The 17,476-nt window shown below is 69.1% G+C and carries 13 protein-coding genes and 2 pseudogenes; 7 read left to right on the plus strand and 8 right to left on the minus strand.

Going from position 1 to position 17,476, the window contains the following annotated elements:
• Window positions 1-301: 301 nt before the first annotated feature.
• Together FJM51_RS04330 and FJM51_RS04335 are read right to left on the minus strand one after the other, a co-directional pair.
• On the minus strand, window positions 302-2,386 hold the full coding sequence (locus FJM51_RS04330) for a winged helix-turn-helix domain-containing protein (protein ID WP_181164441.1): 2,085 nt from the start codon (window positions 2,384-2,386) through the stop codon (window positions 302-304).
• A 475-nt stretch (window positions 2,387-2,861) separates the two neighbouring features.
• Window positions 2,862-3,059 carry a hypothetical protein gene (locus FJM51_RS04335; RefSeq protein ID WP_140452875.1) on the minus strand — a complete coding sequence of 66 codons (198 nt, stop codon included), beginning with the start codon at window positions 3,057-3,059 and terminating at the stop codon, window positions 2,862-2,864.
• 191 nt (window positions 3,060-3,250) lie between these two features.
• On the opposite strand from FJM51_RS04335, the gene FJM51_RS04340 reads away from it, so the two are divergent.
• Entirely contained in the window at window positions 3,251-4,870 is a 1,620-nt protein-coding gene (locus FJM51_RS04340) for a class I adenylate-forming enzyme family protein (RefSeq protein WP_140452876.1), read from the plus strand.
• Window positions 4,871-4,946: 76 nt separating this feature from the next.
• Here the strand turns inward: FJM51_RS04340 and FJM51_RS04345 are convergent.
• From FJM51_RS04345 to FJM51_RS04365, 5 genes and pseudogenes are all read right to left on the minus strand, one after another.
• A pseudogene (locus FJM51_RS04345) lies at window positions 4,947-5,290 on the minus strand (transposase); the annotation flags it as partial.
• Between the two features lie 51 nt (window positions 5,291-5,341).
• On the minus strand, window positions 5,342-5,620 hold the full coding sequence (locus tag FJM51_RS04350; protein WP_233712966.1) for a DUF2793 domain-containing protein: 279 nt from the start codon (window positions 5,618-5,620) through the stop codon (window positions 5,342-5,344).
• A 63-nt stretch (window positions 5,621-5,683) separates the two neighbouring features.
• Window positions 5,684-6,391 (minus strand): annotated as a pseudogene (locus FJM51_RS04355) (GTA baseplate fiber-binding domain-containing protein); the annotation flags it as partial.
• 77 nt (window positions 6,392-6,468) lie between these two features.
• Window positions 6,469-8,787: a xanthine dehydrogenase family protein molybdopterin-binding subunit gene (locus tag FJM51_RS04360; protein ID WP_140452878.1), complete on the minus strand. Its 2,319-nt coding sequence runs from the start codon at window positions 8,785-8,787 to the stop codon at window positions 6,469-6,471.
• Window positions 8,780-9,052, minus strand: coding sequence for a transposase (locus tag FJM51_RS04365; protein WP_140452879.1), 273 nt, complete (start codon window positions 9,050-9,052; stop codon window positions 8,780-8,782). The genes FJM51_RS04360 and FJM51_RS04365 overlap by 8 nt, the downstream gene beginning before the upstream one ends.
• Window positions 9,053-9,357: 305 nt before the next feature.
• On the opposite strand from FJM51_RS04365, the gene FJM51_RS04370 reads away from it, so the two are divergent.
• On the plus strand, window positions 9,358-9,618 hold the full coding sequence (locus tag FJM51_RS04370) for a hypothetical protein (RefSeq protein ID WP_140452880.1): 261 nt from the start codon (window positions 9,358-9,360) through the stop codon (window positions 9,616-9,618).
• A gap of 103 nt (window positions 9,619-9,721) precedes the next feature.
• On the opposite strand, the gene FJM51_RS04375 is transcribed toward FJM51_RS04370, so the two are convergent.
• Entirely contained in the window at window positions 9,722-10,768 is a 1,047-nt protein-coding gene (locus FJM51_RS04375) for an AraC family transcriptional regulator (RefSeq protein ID WP_140452881.1), read from the minus strand.
• A 292-nt stretch (window positions 10,769-11,060) separates the two neighbouring features.
• Between FJM51_RS04375 and FJM51_RS04380 the strand changes: the two genes are divergently transcribed.
• Genes FJM51_RS04380 through FJM51_RS04400 form a run of 5 tightly spaced genes read left to right on the plus strand, consistent with a single transcriptional unit; the run spans window position 11,061 to window position 17,468 of the window.
• Complete coding sequence (locus FJM51_RS04380) at window positions 11,061-12,224, plus strand: isovaleryl-CoA dehydrogenase (protein WP_140452882.1); 1,164 nt, start codon at window positions 11,061-11,063, stop codon at window positions 12,222-12,224.
• Window positions 12,225-12,233: 9 nt separating this feature from the next.
• Window positions 12,234-13,841, plus strand: coding sequence for a carboxyl transferase domain-containing protein (locus FJM51_RS04385; protein ID WP_140452883.1), 1,608 nt, complete (start codon window positions 12,234-12,236; stop codon window positions 13,839-13,841).
• Window positions 13,842-13,850: 9 nt separating this feature from the next.
• Window positions 13,851-15,839 carry an acetyl-CoA carboxylase biotin carboxylase subunit gene (locus FJM51_RS04390; protein WP_140452884.1) on the plus strand — a complete coding sequence of 663 codons (1,989 nt, stop codon included), beginning with the start codon at window positions 13,851-13,853 and terminating at the stop codon, window positions 15,837-15,839.
• On the plus strand, window positions 15,832-16,713 hold the full coding sequence (locus tag FJM51_RS04395; protein ID WP_140452885.1) for a hydroxymethylglutaryl-CoA lyase: 882 nt from the start codon (window positions 15,832-15,834) through the stop codon (window positions 16,711-16,713). The genes FJM51_RS04390 and FJM51_RS04395 overlap by 8 nt, the downstream gene beginning before the upstream one ends.
• Window positions 16,710-17,468, plus strand: coding sequence for an enoyl-CoA hydratase-related protein (locus tag FJM51_RS04400; protein WP_140452886.1), 759 nt, complete (start codon window positions 16,710-16,712; stop codon window positions 17,466-17,468). The genes FJM51_RS04395 and FJM51_RS04400 overlap by 4 nt, the downstream gene beginning before the upstream one ends.
• Window positions 17,469-17,476: the final 8 nt, after the last annotated feature.

Raw genomic sequence — 17,476 nt, forward strand, 5'->3', positions numbered from 1 at the left:
ACGGCTTCCTCGGGCCGACGGCCCGGCTACCGCGCGGGAGCGCGGAAATTCGGCCCCGCGACCAGAGGATGAACCCCGGTGGCGCGCACGACAATTCGCCCTGCCGGGTGCCCCCTCCCGGGAACCCGTTGCCTCCTACCCGCTTCATGGCTCCCGCCTCGGGGTCCCCCAAACGGGTCATCTGGCTCAGTGAGGTAGGATCAACGTCCTTCCCGGCCGGTGGCTGATCGCGCCGCTCGGGTCTCCGCTCCGCCGCCCCTCCGCATCGGCGGGCGCGCGCGCATTCGCGGCTCAGTTGACTCTATTCCGGCAGACCGCTTACCCGAAAGTCGTGGATCATGTCAGAGGAGCCCTGGAATTTTCCTCTATAGCTCTGAAAGCCCGCGATACGAAATCCCGGTTGCGCTCCAAGAAGTTTTCTTGCCTCCGCTCTGGCCTCATCCAGACGGCGCATTCTTGCCAAGGCGGATATCTTCTGAAGCTTCAAGGCGAATATGTTCGAGTTGTGTTTCAAGCCTTCCTCTGCGATCTCCAACGCCTTCTGATAGTCGCCGAGGCCGGCATAGGCGGTGGCCAAGGCGTGGAATGTCCGGAAGATCAGCGGATCCCGCGGGTTCAGACGAAACGCGCGTTCGCCGAACTCGAGGCCGCGGCGCGGATCGCCGAAGAAGGATTCCAGGAAGCTGCGCGACGTCCAGGCCCAGGCAAAGCTGGGGCAATCCTCCACGGCATGGGCCACCAGTTCCATGCCCCGCTGGACATCGAGCATGTGGAAGGCAAGCGAATACCCCGCGTATGCTTCGGTTTCGAGGTCACGCTGCATGCTTTCGAGGGCCTCCCTGCAAAGGCCCGCCCCCTCTTCGCGGAGTTTCCTGTGCTCTTCAGGCGACTGCCACGCGACCTGCAAGGTCGTACACCATGCCAGTATCGCTCTTGCACCGGCGAAGTCAGGATAGACTTCGATCGCCTTTCGCAAGAGGGTCCTGGCCTCGGTAATTCTCGCGCAACGCAGATGGCCGAGCGCATTGAGGTATAGATCGTAAGACGTGCGGTCGTCCGGTCGCTTTCGGGTCGATTTCCGGATCTCGGCGGATTGTACCCGCGGCGCGACGGCCCGGACGACTTCGCCGACGATCCTGTCCTGAAGGTCGAAGACGTCCCCAAGCTCGCCGTCGTACCTGTCGGCCCAGATCTGCCTTCCGTCCGCCGCGTCGGCCAGCCGCGCCGATATCCTTACGTGCTCTCCGGAGCGTCGCACACTGCCTTCCACGATGTACCTCACGCCGAGTTCCCGGCCGATCCGGCGGATATCCATCGCCAGCCCCTTGTAGGTGAAGGCCGAATTGCGCGCGATGACGAAGAGCCACGGAACGCTCGAGAGCGCCGTGGTCAGATCGTCGGTCAGTCCGTCGGCGAGGAATTCGTCCTCGGCGTTCCCCGAAAGCGCCTTCAGGGGCAAGATGGCGATCGACGGCTTGTCCGGAAGTTCAGGCCGTGGCCGCCTCGGTATCGCAGCGACGCCGATTTCGATCTCGAACACCTTGAGAGGCCGTTGAACGCTGTTGAGCGTCCGCCGCCCTCGGTCCCTGAAAGCGAGGTCCAGTCGTCCGTTGACGTCTTCGAAGACGCTGGCGGAGACCGCGATCGCGCCCGGCGCCGCCATGTCTTCGAGGCACGACGCGATGTCGACGCTGTCGCCGGAGATATCGCCGTCGTCCTCGATGACGTCGCCGGCGTGCACGCCAATCCGAAACATGGCCCGATCGGCCGATCCCAGCCTCTGGTTTCGCTCCACGGCGATCTTCTGCAAAGCCACGGCGCATGCGACCGCCTCCAGGACCGAAGGGAATTCCGCCAGGAACCCGTCCCCCATGTTCCTGACGACGCGGCCATGATGCAGTGCGAGATGGGGCTCGAAGGCATTGATGTGCCCCTTCACGGTCCGGACCGCGCCGCCGCCGTCGCGCCGCGCCCACGTGCCGGAGCCGACGACGCCGGCCGCGAGGATCGCGGCGAGCCTCGGTTTCGAAGGTGTGTCGCTGTGCCCCCCCGCCGCGCTCTCGGCCGATGTCCCGGTGGCGATGTCCAACTGGTCGGTCGAAAAGCGGTAGCCGTGACGGGCGACGCTGCGGATTGCTGAACCGGCCCCTCCGGGGTCAAGCGCCCGGCGGGCCAGACTTGCCAGCCGATGCAGGGATGCCTCCGTGACGATGACATCCGGCCAAAGCGTATCCATCAGCTCATCCTTCGGAACGGCGCGGCCGGCGTTGCGGACAAGGTGGACAAGCAGATCAAAGACGCGAGGCTGAATGGCCACCGGCGCGCCCCGCAGCAAGAGCTCGCGAGCGTCCTCGTCAAGAACATAGGGCCCGAATGAATGACGCACCGGCTTGCCTCCGTGCCGATTCATACCCCGGAAGGCGGCCGCGGGTAAGCTCGCACGACCGCGTGGCCGCGCTGCGAAGCGCCGATGACCGGAGCGAAGGCTCGGGCCGGGATCACCTGCCGGCAGGCGCGGGCGCGCGTCCGGGTTCAGGCCGAAGCCTGGGAGGACAACGTGAGCCGGTGCGCCTTTGGCGGAAGGCGCACCGGGACCCCACCCTCTCCCCCCGCGTTGCTTCGATGGGCCGCGCCCAACCTTCCGACGACGTGCGCCAGCGAGGAGGCGTTGCTCCGCGCGCCTCCGCCATGCCGCGGATCGCCGGGATCTCCGCGTCGCCCGTGTGGGGGGAGGCGCGGCCTTCGCAGCCTGGACGACGCTCGCCCTCTGCCATTTCCCGGTGAACGCCGGATGCTTCCTGCTCCTCACCTCTCCCCATGGCCAGTGAGCCGCGGGCCAAGGCCTTGGGCTGGCTGCGACGTTACCGCTCGGAGCCGCCCATCATCGCCGCCATGTCCTCGGACGAGAAATGCACCATCAGATGCTCGTGCGGTTGGCCCGCGGCCATGATCCATGGCGCGAACGGATCGTCGAGGTTGTAGCTGGTCGTGATGCTCGCCGTCGCCTCGTCGAACTTCGGGATGTCATGGGGTGGCGCGCGGCCGGAGCCGGTCGCCACGAGTTCGCGCCGTCGGCGAAGGCGGAGCCTTGTACGCGCGCGGATGCAAGCGGAACTCCGCCCTGAGCCAAGAGGGCGAGGTGGCATTCTGACAGGAATTGCCCCGGTCGGCGATCGATTGTGCTATTCTTCGGACATCCGGGCGCGGACGCTCACGGCGACTTTCAAGCTCGACCAGCGGGAGGGGGTCCATGAGACCATTCCTCACATTGCATGATCCGACGGCCGCGCGGGAGTACTATGACCGGGGTCTCTGGGCGTCGGATACCTTCTACACGCTGATGGCCGGACACGCGGAAGCCCGGCCGGACGCGCCGGCGCTGCGCGACGGCCGGACCCAGCTCGACTGGCGCGCGCTGAAGGGCCGGGTCGACGCGATGGCCGCTTCGTTCCGGGGAACAGGGATCGGTGCCGGGGATCGCGTCTCGATCTGGATGTCGAACCGGGTCGAGGCGGTGATCACCTTCCTCGCCTGCTCGCGCGAAGGCATCGCCTGCAATCCGTCGCTGCACAGGAGCCATACCTGCGCGGAGATCGTCGACCTGCTGACGGAACTGCGCGCCAGCGCGCTCGTCACCGAGGATGGGTGGGGCGCCGACGGAGACGCGCGCGACTTCGACGCGATGGCTGGGAAACTGTCGTTCCTGCGGAAGGTCTACAAGCCGGGCGACTTTCCCATCTGCGGCGCCGGTCCCGGGCAACCTCCGCATTCCAATCCGGACAGCGTCGTCTATCTCGCCTTCACCTCCGGCACCACCGGCAGGCCGAAGTGCGTCATGCACTCGTGCAACACACTGCTGGCCAATGCCCGGGACCTGGCGCGCGATTGGGGGCTTTCGGAGGATTCCGCGATCCTGACACTGAGCCCGCTCTCGCATCACATCGCCTGGGTCGCCGTCGGCCAATGGCTCGTGTGCGGCGGACGGCTGATCACCAACGATCCGCCGGCGGGCGTGACGCCGATGGGATGGATGGTCGAGACCGGCGCGACCTATGTGCTGGGCGTCCCGTTACATGCGATGGACATTCTCGCCGAGCAGAAGAAGACCGGCCTCGAGCGGCTGGGGCGGGTCGAAACCTTCTACATGGCCGGCTCGCCGATCCCCGAGGTCGTGGCCGAGGCCTTCGTCGAGCAGGGCATCGCGCCGCAGAACATCTACGGAATGACCGAGTGCTCCTCCCACCAGTATACCCATCCCTCGGACCCGAAGGACGTCTGGATCCGGACCTGTGGCCGGGGTGGACGCGCCTACGAGGTGAAGATCTGGGATCCCGAGGAACCCGACCGGGAGATGCCGCCGGGCCAGTCCGGCAATATCGGCGGGCGCGGCGCGGCCATGATGCTGGGATATTTCGCCAACCAGGCGGCGACCGAGCAGACCTTCAACCGGCATGGCTACCTGCTGTCCGGCGATCTCGGCTCGTTCGACGACCAGGGCAACTTGCGGATCGATGGCCGGATCAAGGATCTCGTCATCCGCGGCGGCCACAACATCTATCCGGCGCGGATCGAGTCCCTGGCGCTGACCCACCCCGGCGTCGAGAAGGTCGCGGCCTTCGGCGTTCCCGATGACCGTCTGGGCGAGAAGGTCTGCCTCGCGGTGATCGGAGAGGTCCGCGCGGAGGAGATGCTGGAGCATCTCGCCCGGGCCGGCCTGTCGAAATTCGACATGCCCGAATGGTATGCCACGGTCGCCGAGTTCCCGTTGACCGCGAGCGGCAAGATCCTCAAGCGCGAACTGACGGACATGGTCAGGCGCGGCGACCTGCGGCCGGAGCCAGTGCGCTTCGCCGGAAAGAGCCTCGTGTAGGATCGCCTCGCAACGATCGGTCCGGGCCATGGAGCATCCGGGGGCTTATCGTGTGATGTGCGCGCGGATTAACGAGCCGCGCCACCGGCAGCGACGGATGCCGCGGATCGATCATTTCCCGCCTCCGGGCCGCGCTCATCGTCCGGAGGCTCGCGCCAAAAAATCCCGCTCCACCAGGAGCTGGCCGATCTTGGCGTGCAACTTCTCGATCTCGCCTTCCTTCTCGGCCGCCTGCGCCTCGGCCTTCCCCGAGAACACCCCCGCCATCCCTTCGATGGCCTGCCGCTTCCACGTGTTGATCACCGTCGGGTGCACGCCATGCTTGACCACCAGTTCCGCGATTGTCGCCTCGCCACGAATGGCCTCCAGCGCCACCTTCGCCTTGAACTCGGCGCTGTACTTCTTCCGTTTGCCAGCCACGCTGTCCGTCCTCATCCTCATTGCCGGCAAGCTTAGCGCGGTGTCCGGATTTCAGGGACCACCTCTGGCGCTGCCGGTCCACGCGAGGAAGCTCGCCTCGTCGACGACCCACGCCTGCCAGCCAGTGCGTGGCACGAGCCGCGTCCAAGCACCATCGACCCAATAGGCGACGTTGCGGTCCCAGCCGGACCACAGGCCGGTGGCGCCGTCGGCGACGATGTAGCGCGCCCCGTCCGCCGGGCTCGCCGGTGGCGCGGTCAGGTGCCGGTCGAGCACGGCGAGCTGCACGAGGCCCCTCGAGGAGCCGCAGGGCCTCATTGACGGTGACATGTTTCTGCGCCTGCGCCGCGAGGAGGTAGGGCAGCAGGAGGTGGGTGCTGGTGTCGGACATGGTCAGAACTCGAGCGTGACGGAAGCCGGTGCGCCCCGCCCGAAGAGGGCGGAGAGCTGGAGGGTGCGGAGGTCAAGCGTGTCGCCGGGACCAAGAAGTGCGCCGAGGTCGGCGAGTTGCTGGGCGACGGCGTAGGTGACGCTGTTCGTCGACGTGGCCAGCGTCCGCAGTACTGCCGAGCCGTCGAGCACCTCGACCTCGTAGGCCTCACGCTCCTCGGCGAGCGGCACCTCGGGCGCGGTGCAGCTGTCGGCGGCGAGCGCCCGCGAGCGACGGGTCCAGGCGATGACGAGACCGCCGGGCTCGCGGGCCGTCCGCCACGGCTGGCGAACGTGGGCGACCGAGAACGGCCGCAAGCCCAAGCCCTCCGGCGTGAAGCCGAGCTGCCGATACGACCGATCGGCCACCGGCTTCGACGCCGGCCCGAACCGCCAGTTCGCCTCGAGCCCGAGCGCCGCCTCCGGGATCCGCAGCGGCACGAGCGCCTCGTCGAACATGACTACCCGCGCGCCGGCCGGCGTCGGGTTGCCGATCGCGCCCTCCGTGCCGCGCTGGCCGCGCAGCAGTCGCGAGAGGCGGTAGCGCCCGGGCGCGATCGGCTCGGCGCTCCCGACCTGCAGCACCTCCCAGGTGCCGGGGCTCGCCTCGACCGCCAGCGCGTTGGCGCCGCCGAAGAGCGCGAGGTCGGTGACGCTGGCGAGCGGATCGCTTCGCATCGGGTGCGCGAACCGCGACGGCGCACGGGAAAAAACGCGCCGCGCGGAGCATGGCTTCCGCGCGCGCGGGATCAGGCGCCGAGGGCGTCGCGGATCGCCTCGGCGGTGATCGGGAGGTGACGGACCCGCACGCCGACCGCGGCGAAGATCGCATTGGCGATCGCGGGCGCGACGGCGGTGACGCCCGGCTCGCCCAGCCCGACCGGCGCCTCGGCGCTGTCGACGAGTTCGATCTCGACCTCCGGCGTGTCTTCCATCCGGAGCGGGGTATAGGTGTCGAGATTGCTGTCGGCGACGCGCCCGCCGACGAACCTCGTCCCCTCGCGCAGCGCCATCGACACCCCCCAGAGCGCCGCGCCCTCGATCTGGGCCCGGGCGCCGTCGGGATCGATCACCGTGCCGCAGTCGACGACGAGCCAGAGCTTCCCGAGCTCGACCGCGCCGGTCTTGCGGTCGACATGGACCCGCGCGGCGGTGCCGACCCAGGTCGGCATGGCGCGCATCTGGCCGAAGGTCGTGGCGACGCCGATCGCGGTGTCGGCCGGGAGGTCCGCCGTGCCATGGCCCGAGATCTCGGCCACCCGCCTGAGCACCGCCGCCTGCCGCGCCGCGCCGCCGACCGCGTTCGGCGCGCTCCCCGCGTTGCGGCCCTCGGCGGTCAGATGGTCGAGCCGGAACCGGACCGGATCGACCCCTATGTGGCGCGCGGCCTCGTCCATGAAGCTCTCGATCGAGAAATTGATCCAGCCCGGCCCGACGGCGCGCAGCCAGCCGGGGCGGAAGGTCGCCTCGGCGAGCTCGTTCGGGATCGTCCGGGCGCGTTGCGCGCCGACCTCGTACCAGTGATCGATCCCGCTGGTGGAGAACGGATCATAAGGGACACCATTGACCCCCGGCGGCATGAACGCCGGCACCAGCGGCTTGGTCGGCCAGCCGGCGACGACGGCCGCGTCCATCGCCGTCACCTTCTTCTCCGCGTCGAAGGCCATGCGCATCCGCGCCATGCTCGGCGAGCGGACGCTGTCGAAATGCGTGTCCGCCGGGCGTGTCAGCACCATCTTGACGGGCCGGTCGTCGAGCATCTTCGAGGCGAGCGCCGCCGGCACCGCGTAATCGCCATTGAGCCGCCGGCCGAAGCCGCCACCGAGCAGATAGGTCCGCATCACTACCTCGCCGTCTCCGACGCCGAGCGCGGTCTGGATCCAGGGCAGGCAGAGCGATTGCCACTGGCAGCCGGTGTGGATCTCCCAGATCCCGTCCGCGTTCCGGAAGGCGAGCGCGTTGCTGGGCTCCATCTGGAAATGCAGCACGGTCTGGGTCGTGTAGTCGGCCTCGAGCGTGTCGGCGGCCGCGGCGAAGACCGGATCGACCGCGTCGTCGCCGGTGTCGAGCAGGGCGCCGGCGGCCGGATCCTCGATCAGCCGGCGGTTCTCGGCCTGCAGTTCCGCCTCGCCGATATTGACGGCCTCGCCCGTCGACCAGGAGACCTTGATCCGCTCCGCCGCCCGCAGCGCCGCCCAGTGCGTGTCGGCGATCACCATCGCCCAGCCGGGCACCGTGCCCGAGGCATCGTCGAGCCGGAGCGTCCGCCGATAGCCCCCGATGCCGGCCGCGCCGGACTCGTCGATGGCCGTGATCGCGCAGCCGTAACGCGTGGGCGGCAGGATCGGCACGGCATGGACCATGCCCTCGACGCGCGCGTCGATCCCGTAGATCGCCTGGCCCGTCGTCTTCGGCGCGATGTCGAGCGCGGGCAGATCCTTGCCGATGAGCCGCATCTCGGAGCGCGGCCGAAGCGGCAGGGCGTCGAGTTCCTCCTCGGTATAGGTCGTCTCGATCCCCCCGGCGACCAGTTCCCCGAATCCCGCGGACCGGCCACCGCCCGAGACGACGCCGTTCTCGACCGTGACCGAAGCCGGATCAATGCCCCAGATCTCCGCCGCCTTCCGCGCGAGGGCGACGCGGCCCGCCGCGCCCGCCTCGCGGTAGACCGGCCAGCTTTCCCAGACCGAGGTGCTGCCGCCGGTTACCATCATCCCCCATTTCGCATCGCTGTCGACATGCTCGACATGGACGTCGTCCCAGTTCGCGCCGAGCTCGTCCGCGAGGATGCGGGCGATCGCGGTGCCGATGTGCTGGCCCATCTCGGCGCGGATCACCTTGACGTTGACCGCGCCCGAGGCATCGATCCAGTACCAGATCGTCGGTTCGAACCGCGCGCCGGCGGCGGCGACCGGCAGGCCGTCCAGCGCGCCGGGATTCATCGCCGCGCCGGACGCGCGCGGGAAGCCGAAGACCGCGCCCGAGGCGCACATCGCGATCAGGAAGCAGCGCCGGCTGACGCGGGCGCGGGGCGCGTTCATGGGCGCCACCATGGGATCCTCAGCCATTCCGGACACCTCCCTTCATCGCGAGCAGGGCGAAGAATGCCTCGAACACCCCCGCCTGGCTCAGGCGCGAGAACCGCTTCCAGACGCTGTTCCAGGGACCGAACCGCTCCGGCAGTGCCCGCCAAGTGATGTTGCGAACCGCGAAGAAGTGCAGCGCCTCCAGGAACAGCCGGTCGTTCCGAGCCTTCGCCCCGCGCGCCGGCAGGCAGGCCCGGAACACCTCGACCGCCATCACCCAATCCGCTTCGTTCATCTTCGTGGACATCGCCAACTCTCCCAAGGTCGGCTCTCCGTGAATCAGACAAGTCGCAGCGCGGGAACCCGGAAAGCGATACCTGAGTCAATTCGTCCACACGGCCCAGGGAAGTCGACGACCAATGCCCCGTGATCGCTGGAGTGTGGCCGGTGCCTGCCGACGTCCGCCAAACGCGGTCCCTGGTAGCGCCCTGCCTCGAGGCCCAGCCCCTCACGTACCAGGTAGGGCCGCGCGTCGGGCCACGCGCCGGCCAGCGCCGGAGAGGTGGCTCGCGATCGCGTTGCTCTTCGGCCTCGCCTCCGGGCGTCGCCGCGATGAGCGGCCGGCGCCCGGCTCGCGTCGTGCTCCGGAGCCTCTGGCACGAGCACCGCGCCCTGCTCATCGCCTTCGGGTTCACGCTCGTCGTCACGCTGCTGCTGACCCTGCGCCTGACGGTTCACGCCATCTACTGGAGCCGGCATCGCGACGAGGCGCTCGCCGAGTGGATGACCATCGGCTACGTCGCGCAGCCCTACCAGGTCGACGCGCCCGAACGGGGGGCTGCGGTCGAACAGCCTCTGGATCTAACATGCTGATTTTCCTCAGATCAGTCCGGAGGCGATCCCAGTATCATACGCCACCGGCGCAGACCGGAAGCCTTGGGAACGACCTCCGTTTGATCACCCAGACGCGGTGTGGTTACAGGTCGGAAGGCAAGACTTTGGCGGGCGAAGATTCGTTCCGTCGGAATTCGGCGGGACTCTGGCCGGTCCAGCGACGGAACGCGCGCCCGAAGCTCGACTCGTCGCCGTAGCCGGCGACGCGCGCAACGCGCTTTAGCGGTACGTCGCCGCGGCGGAGCATGGCTTCCGCCCGAACGCGCCGGGCCTTGGACGCGAGGGTAAGGAGCGACGTTCCCTCGTTCCGCAGGTGCCGCTGCAGGCTTCGCACCGAGATGTTGAAACGCGCTGCGATCACCTCCGCGTCGGGGGGAAGGCCGTCATTGGCCATGAGGAAACTGCTGATCCTCTGCGACAGCAGCCTGTCGTTACGGTATCGCCTCGCCATCAGTGATATCGGGTCCCGCAGCATCCTGCGCAGCGACACGTCATCGCGGACGACCGGCAACCGCAGATAGGCCGCGTCGAAGCGCAGCTCGGCCTCGCTGGCGTCGAAAGAGGTCTCGCCGCCAAACATCCGACCGTAGGCCTCGGCGTGCGCCGGCGCCGGGAAGGGGAACTTGGCGCCGATGAGCGCGATGCGCGAGTCGGCGAGCCAGCAGGCGACGCCGTGCAGGTTGCGGAGCAGGCTGACGAGGCAGAACTCGCGCAGGGCGCCGAGACTCCGAAACTCCCGGATGCGGACCACGGCGGCCGCGTCCTCTACCCCCGGTTCGATCCGGACATCGTCGGTGAGCAGACCATGGTGCCGGCACCACCGGCGGAGAGCGACCTCCAGGTTGGGCGCGGTGAGCGAAGCACGCAGCAGCATGCCATAGCTGCCCCAGGGAAGCCGCCGCGAGAACCAGCCGAGCGCTTCGTCGTCGAGCTCGCGCATCGCCTGGCCCGAGAGCGCCTCGAACAATTCGATGGCGACCCACCCTTCCGGTTCGAGCAACTCCTCCTCCGGGGCGAATCCTACCCGCCGCAGGGTCGATCTCGGGTCCATTCCCCGGCGCTCATAGGCCTGCATGATCGCACGAACGAAGGCGGCCGGGGTCCCCGGCCTAGACGCCGCACTACGCATGGTCCCTCCACGTGGCGCATTCTGCACAGGAATTGGCGGCCAATACAGTCGCCGACGCGGTAGCTTCCGTCAAACGCATTTGGCTCGCGAGGGGACCAGACAACAACGAGGTGGGTACATGCCGCGCCGCTTCGCCGGTTCGGATCACTCCGAATGCCGCTATGGCTGCCGATGGCCGCGACATCCGGCGTTCCCGGCGCCGGGTCGCGCCCAAGCAATCTTGGCCGGATCGCGAACGGTCACATCCATGCCGATCGCGGCACGCGGCATCGACCGCAACTGGGAGAACATGATGTTCGATTCTGTGATGAGCTTCGGGCTGAGCGAGGAGATCGAGGCGCTGCGCGACATGGTCCGCCGCTTCGCCGCCGATGAAATCGCGCCGCGAGCGGCGCGCATCGACGCGGAGAATGCGTTTCCGACCGACCTGTGGCGGAAGATGGGCGCGCTCGGCCTGCTCGGAATCACCGTGTCCGAGGAGGACGGGGGCTCCGGCATGGGCTACCTCGCCCATTGCGTCGCGCTCGAGGAGATTTCGCGCGCCTCCGCGTCGGTGGGCCTTTCCTACGGAGCGCATTCGAACCTCTGCGTCAACCAGCTCCGCCGCTGGGGAACGCCCGAGCAGAAGGCGAAGTACCTGCCGAGGCTCATCTCCGGCGAGCATGTCGGCTCGCTTGCCATGTCCGAGCCCGGCGCGGGGTCCGATGTCGTGGGCATGAAGCTTCGGGCGAAGAAGCGGAACGACGGCTATGTACTCAACGGCAACAAGATGTGGATCACCAATGGGCCGGAGGCGAGCACGCTGATCGTCTACGCCAAGACCGACCCCGAGGCGGGCCCGCGCGGCATCACCGCCTTCCTGATCGAGCGCGACATGGAGGGCTTCTCCACGGCGCAGAAGCTCGAAAAGCTCGGGATGCGCGGGTCGAACACCTGCGAGTTGGTGTTCCAGGACTGCCTCGTTCCCTTCGAGAACGTGGTCGGCGAAGAGGGCAAGGGCGTCAAGGTGCTGATGTCCGGGCTCGACTACGAGCGGGTCGTGCTCGCGGCCGGGCCGATCGGGATCATGGCCGCGGCGCTCGACATCGTGGTGCCTTACGTGCACCAGCGCGAGCAGTTCGGCCAGCCGATCGGCACATTCCAGCTGATGCAGGGCAAGCTCGCCGACATGTACACGACGATGAACGCGTGCCGCGCCTACGTCTACGCGGTGGCAGCGGCCTGCGACCGCGGCGAGACCACGCGCAAGGACAGCGCCGGGTGCATCCTCTACGCGGCGGAGAAGGCGACACAGGTGGCGCTCGAGGCGATCCAGTGTCTCGGCGGCAATGGCTACATCAACGAGTTCGCCACCGGGCGGCTCCTGCGCGACGCCAAGCTCTACGAGATCGGGGCGGGAACGTCGGAGATCCGGCGGATGCTGATCGGGCGGGAAATCTTCGAACAGACGAAGTGAGGGGCGGCGATGACCCGGCTGACCAGCAAGCTCTCGACGAACACGCCCGACTTCGCCGCCAACGTGGCGCGGATGACCGGGCTCGTCGAGGAGTTCGGGGCGCTCGCCGAGACGGTCATCCTCGGCGGCGACGAGAAGTCACGCGCGCGGCACGTCTCGCGCGGCAAGCTCCTGCCGCGCGAGCGGATCACGCGCCTGCTCGATCCAGGCAGCCCGTTCCTCGAGCTCGGACTCTTCGCGGCGCACGGGGTCTATGGGTCGGACATTCCGGCGGCCGGTGTGATCGGCGGCATCGGCAGGGTATCGGGGCGCGACTGCATGATCCTGTGCAACGACGCCACCGTGAAGGGGGGTACCTACTATCCCCTCACGGTCAAGAAGCACCTGAGGGCTCAGGAGGTCGCGGAAGAGAACAACCTGCCCTGCATCTACCTCGTGGACTCGGGCGGCGCGAACCTGCCGAACCAGGACGAGGTCTTCCCCGACCGCGACCACTTCGGGCGCATCTTCTACAATCAGGCGCGGATGAGCGCGAAGGGGATCACCCAGATCGCGGTGGTCATGGGTTCGTGCACGGCGGGCGGGGCCTATGTGCCGGCGATGAGCGACCAGACGATCATCGTCAGGGAACAGGGCACGATCTTTCTCGCCGGACCACCCCTGGTGAAGGCCGCCACCGGCGAGGTGGTCGATGCCGAGAGCCTCGGCGGCGGCGACACCCACACCCGGCTCTCCGGCGTCGCCGACTATCTCGCCGAGAACGACGCGCATGCTCTGGCGCTCGCCCGGCAGGCGGTGCGGAATCTCGGGGCTCCGCCGGCGCCCTCGATCACCCTGCGCGAGGCCGCGCCGCCGGCGATGGATGCCGAGGGCCTCCTCGGCGTCGTTCCGACGGACCCGAAGATTCCTTTCGACATCCGCGAGATCATCGGCCGGATCGTCGACGGCTCCGACTTCGAGGAGTTCAAGGAGCGTTTCGGGACGACGCTGGTCTGCGGCTTCGCCCATATCGACGGCATTCCGGTCGGGATCGTCGGAAACAACGGCGCGCTGTTCTCCGAGAGCTCGGAGAAGGGAGCGCACTTCATCGAGCTCTGCTGCCAGCGCCGGGCGCCGCTCCTGTTCCTGCAGAACATCACCGGCTTCATGGTCGGCTCCAAATACGAGGCCGGCGGCATCGCCGCCGACGGGGCGAAGCTCGTCAACGCGGTCTCGACCGCGGCGGTGCCGAAGATCACGGTGGTCGTCGGCGGCTCCTTCGGCGCCGGCAACTACGGCATGTGCGGCCGCGCCTTCGGTCCCCGATTCATGTGGATGTGGCCGAACGCGCGCATCTCGGTGATGGGGGGCGAGCAGGCGGCGGGTGTGCTCGCGACCGTGCGCCGCGCCGCGATCGAGGGTCGCGGAGGCGCCTGGAGCGCCGAGGAAGAGGCGTCGTTCAAGCAGCCGGTGCTTGACCAGTTCGAAACCCAGTCGCACCCGCTCTACGCTTCGGCCCGGCTCTGGGACGACGGAATCATCGACCCGCGCACCACCCGTGACGTTGTGGCGCTGTCGCTCAGGGCCGCGCTGAACGCGGCCATCGGGGAGACACGCTTCGGCGTGTTCCGGATGTAGGGGGAAGCGATGTTCGCGAAGATCCTGATCGCCAACCGCGGCGAGATCGCCTGCCGCGTCATCGAAACCGCCCGCAAGATGGGCATCGCGACCGTCGCCGTCTATTCCGACGCCGACGCGGACGCGCGCCACCGCGCGCTCGCCGACGAGGCGGTGCGCATCGGACCGGCTCCGGTCTCCGAGAGCTACCTGAACGGTGAGCGGATCATCGAGGCGGCGCGCGCGGCGGGCGCGCAGGCGATCCATCCCGGCTATGGCTTCCTGTCCGAGAACCCCGGGTTCGTGGGCGCGGTGGAGGCGGCCGGCCTCGCCTTCATCGGCCCGTCCGCGGCTTCGATCCGCGCGATGGGGCTGAAGGACGCCGCCAAGGCGCTGATGGCCGAGGCCGGAGTGCCGGTGGTGCCGGGGTATCACGGCGCGCGCCAGGACACGGACTTCCTCGCCGCCGAAGCCGACAAGATCGGCTATCCCGTCCTCATCAAGGCCCGCGCCGGCGGCGGCGGCAAGGGAATGCGGCTGGTGGAGGATCCGGCCGACTTCGCCGCCGCGCTCGAGGGAGCGCAGCGCGAGGGTCAGTCGAGTTTCGGCGACGCCGCGGTGCTGATCGAGAAGTACATCACCACCCCGAGGCATATCGAGGTGCAGGTCTTCGGTGACCGCCACGGTAACGTCGTGCACCTCTGGGAGCGTGACTGCTCGCTGCAGCGCCGCCACCAGAAGGTCATCGAGGAGGCCCCCGCCCCGGGCATGCCCCCCGATGTGCGCGCCGCCATGACGGGCGCGGCGGTTCGCGCCGCGAGGGCGGTCGATTACCACAACGCCGGGACGATCGAGTTCATCGTCGACGGATCCGGCCCGCTCCGGCCCGACGGGTTCTGGTTCATGGAGATGAACACCCGGCTGCAGGTCGAGCACCCGGTGACCGAGGCGATCACCGGGCTCGACCTCGTGGAATGGCAGCTCCGCGTCGCAGCCGGCGAGGCACTGCCGCTGGCGCAGGACGAGATCCCGCTGAACGGCCACGCCTTCGAGGCCCGCGTCTACGCCGAGGATCCGGCGAAGGGTTTTCTACCGGCGCCCGGCCCGCTGCTTCACGTCGCCTTCCCCGACGGCGCCCGCGTCGATACCGGCGTACGCGGCGGCGACCGGATCAGCGCGCATTACGACCCGATGATCGCCAAGCTCACCACCCATGCCGCGGGCCGCGCGGAGGCGCTGTTCCGGCTGCGCCAGGCGCTGGGCCGGACGCACATCTCGGGAACTTCGACCAACCTCGGTTTTCTGCAGGCGCTCTGCCTCGATCCCGACTTCGCCGCCGGCCGGATGGACACCGGCCTGATCGGCCGCGAGCAGGAGGCGCTGACCCATGTCGGCCCGCCGGACGACGCCGCGACGCTGTTCGGGGCGCTGGCGGCGCTCGACCTCGACCCGGCCCGGCCGTTCTTCGGCTTCCGGCTCTGGGGTTCCGCGAGCCGGCGTGTCGAACTCGTTTCGGACGGCCAGCTCGTCGCGCGCGGCCTGCGTCTGCTCGGCCCGCGCCAGATCGCGGTCGAGGACGGCGGGCGGTCGGTCACCTTCGAGGCGGTGACGATCGGACCCGACTGGATGCGCGCCCGGCAGGGGGGCAGGAACCTCCTCGCCCGCGTCGCCAAAGTGGGCAGCGCCGTCTCGGTGCTGCTCGACGGGCGGATCACCGACTTCGCGGTGATCGATCCGCTGGCGGTCGAGCCGTCGGGCGGCGCGGCCGAGAACCGGATCGCCGCCCCGATGACCGGGCTGGTGCGCTCGGTGCCGGTCGAGGCCGGCTCCCAGGTCGCCAAAGGCGACATCCTCGTGGTGCTCGAAGCGATGAAGATGGAGCATTCCCTGCGCGCCGCCTCGGACGGCGTGGTCCAGGCGGTGCACTGCGCGGTCGGCGACCACGTCAGCGACGGCACGCTCCTCGTCGAGTTCGCGCCCGGCGAACGCCAGCCGGAGGGGGAGGAGGCGCATGTCTGAGCGGGTGACCGTCTACGAGGTCGGGCCGCGCGACGGCCTGCAGAACGAGCCGAGCCTCGTGGCGACCGGGGACAAGATCGCGCTGATCGACCTCCTCTCCGACACCGGCCTCACCCGGATCGAGGCGACAAGCTTCGTCTCGCCGAAGTGGGTTCCTCGGATGGCCGACGCCGCCGCGGTGATGGCCGGCATCCGCCGCGCGCCGGGGGTGCGCTACGCTGCGCTGACGCCGAACCTGAAGGGCTTCGAGGCGGCGAAGGCGGCCGGGGCGGACGAGGTGGCGATCTTCGCCTCGGCCTCCGAGGGGTTCAGCCGCCAGAACATCAACTGCACCATCGCCGAGAGCCTCGAGCGTTTCGCGCCGGTCGCGGCCGCGGCGCTCGACGCCGGCCTGCACCTCCGGGGCTATGTCTCCTGCGTCGTCGAATGCCCCTACGAGGGAGCGGTAGCGCCGGAGGCGGTGGCGTCGGTCACTGACGCGCTGCTCGGCATGGGCTGCTACGAGGTCTCGCTTGGCGACACCATCGGCCGCGGCACGCCGGAGGCTATCGACCGGCTGCTCGCGCGGCTCACGGCGACGATCGAGCCCGCTCGGCTGGCCGGGCATTTCCACGACACCGACGGCAATGCGCTCGCCAACGTCGAGGTCGCGCTCGGCCACGGGCTTCGCACCTTCGACAGCGCGATCGGCGGGCTCGGCGGTTGTCCGTACGCACCTGGCGCCAGGGGCAATGTCTCGACCGTGCCGCTCGTCCAGATGCTCGCGGCGGGCGGCTGGGAGGCGGGGCTCGATCTCACGGCGCTGCGGCGCGCGGAGGCCTTCATGTCCGACCGTGTCGCGACTGCGCCCAAGCTCGTGAGGACCGCGCCATGAGCTTCCAGACGATCCTCGTCGAGTCCGACGCGGACGGCATCGCCACCGTCACGCTCAACCGGCCCGGCAAGCACCACGCGATGAGCGCGGAAATGATCGGCGAGCTGACCGAGGCCGCCACGATGCTCGGCGGCGACGCCGGCGTGCGCGCGGTCGTGCTCGCCTCCTCGGGTCCGAGCTTCTGCGCCGGAGGCGATCTCGAGTGGATGCGGACGCAGCAGGCGGCCGACCGCGCCGGCAAGATGGCCGAGGCCGGGCGGCTCTCTGCGATGCTCGCCGCGCTCAACGCGCTGCCGAAGCCGCTGATCGCCCGGGTGCAGGGCAACGCCTTCGGCGGCGGCATCGGGCTGATCGCGGTCGCCGACGTCGCGATCGCGGCCGAGGGGGTGAAGCTCGCGCTGACCGAGACCCGGCTTGGTCTGATCCCCGCGACGATCGGCCCGTTCGTCGTCGCCCGCATGGGCCAGGGAATGGCGCGGCAGGTGTTCTTCTCCGGCAACGCGATCCCGCTCGACTTCGCGTTGCGGGCCGGGCTGCTGCACGAGGTCTGCCCCGCCGACTGCCTGGACGAGCGCGTGCGCCGACAGGCCGAGGCGGTGCTGAGGACGGCGCCGGGCGCCGTCGCGGCGGCGAAGGCGCTGTGTCTCGGACTCGGCGGCGACGAGGCGGCCGACATCGGGACCTCGATCGCAGCGCTCGCGGATTGCTGGGAGAGCGACGAGGCACAAGAGCGCATCAGCGCCTTTCTCGGCTGACGACAACG

It is taken from the genome of Amaricoccus solimangrovi (assembly GCF_006385685.1).
In the GTDB taxonomy this organism is placed as follows: domain Bacteria; phylum Pseudomonadota; class Alphaproteobacteria; order Rhodobacterales; family Rhodobacteraceae; genus Amaricoccus; species Amaricoccus solimangrovi.

Bases quoted from the DNA above. Each gene is read 5' to 3' on its own strand.
- FJM51_RS04375 (WP_140452881.1), bottom strand. From the start codon at position 10,768: ATGCGTAGTGCGGCGTCTAGGCCGGGGACCCCGGCCGCCTTCGTTCGT.
- FJM51_RS04385 (WP_140452883.1), top strand. From the start codon at position 12,234: ATGACCCGGCTGACCAGCAAGCTCTCGACGAACACGCCCGACTTCGCC.
- FJM51_RS04395 (WP_140452885.1), top strand. From the start codon at position 15,832: ATGTCTGAGCGGGTGACCGTCTACGAGGTCGGGCCGCGCGACGGCCTG.
- FJM51_RS04365 (WP_140452879.1), bottom strand. From the start codon at position 9,052: ATGTCCACGAAGATGAACGAAGCGGATTGGGTGATGGCGGTCGAGGTG.
- FJM51_RS04380 (WP_140452882.1), top strand. From the start codon at position 11,061: ATGTTCGATTCTGTGATGAGCTTCGGGCTGAGCGAGGAGATCGAGGCG.
- FJM51_RS04360 (WP_140452878.1), bottom strand. From the start codon at position 8,787: ATGGCTGAGGATCCCATGGTGGCGCCCATGAACGCGCCCCGCGCCCGC.
- FJM51_RS04400 (WP_140452886.1), top strand. From the start codon at position 16,710: ATGAGCTTCCAGACGATCCTCGTCGAGTCCGACGCGGACGGCATCGCC.
- FJM51_RS04340 (WP_140452876.1), top strand. From the start codon at position 3,251: ATGAGACCATTCCTCACATTGCATGATCCGACGGCCGCGCGGGAGTAC.
- FJM51_RS04370 (WP_140452880.1), top strand. From the start codon at position 9,358: ATGAGCGGCCGGCGCCCGGCTCGCGTCGTGCTCCGGAGCCTCTGGCAC.
- FJM51_RS04350 (WP_233712966.1), bottom strand. From the start codon at position 5,620: ATGTCACCGTCAATGAGGCCCTGCGGCTCCTCGAGGGGCCTCGTGCAG.
- FJM51_RS04390 (WP_140452884.1), top strand. From the start codon at position 13,851: ATGTTCGCGAAGATCCTGATCGCCAACCGCGGCGAGATCGCCTGCCGC.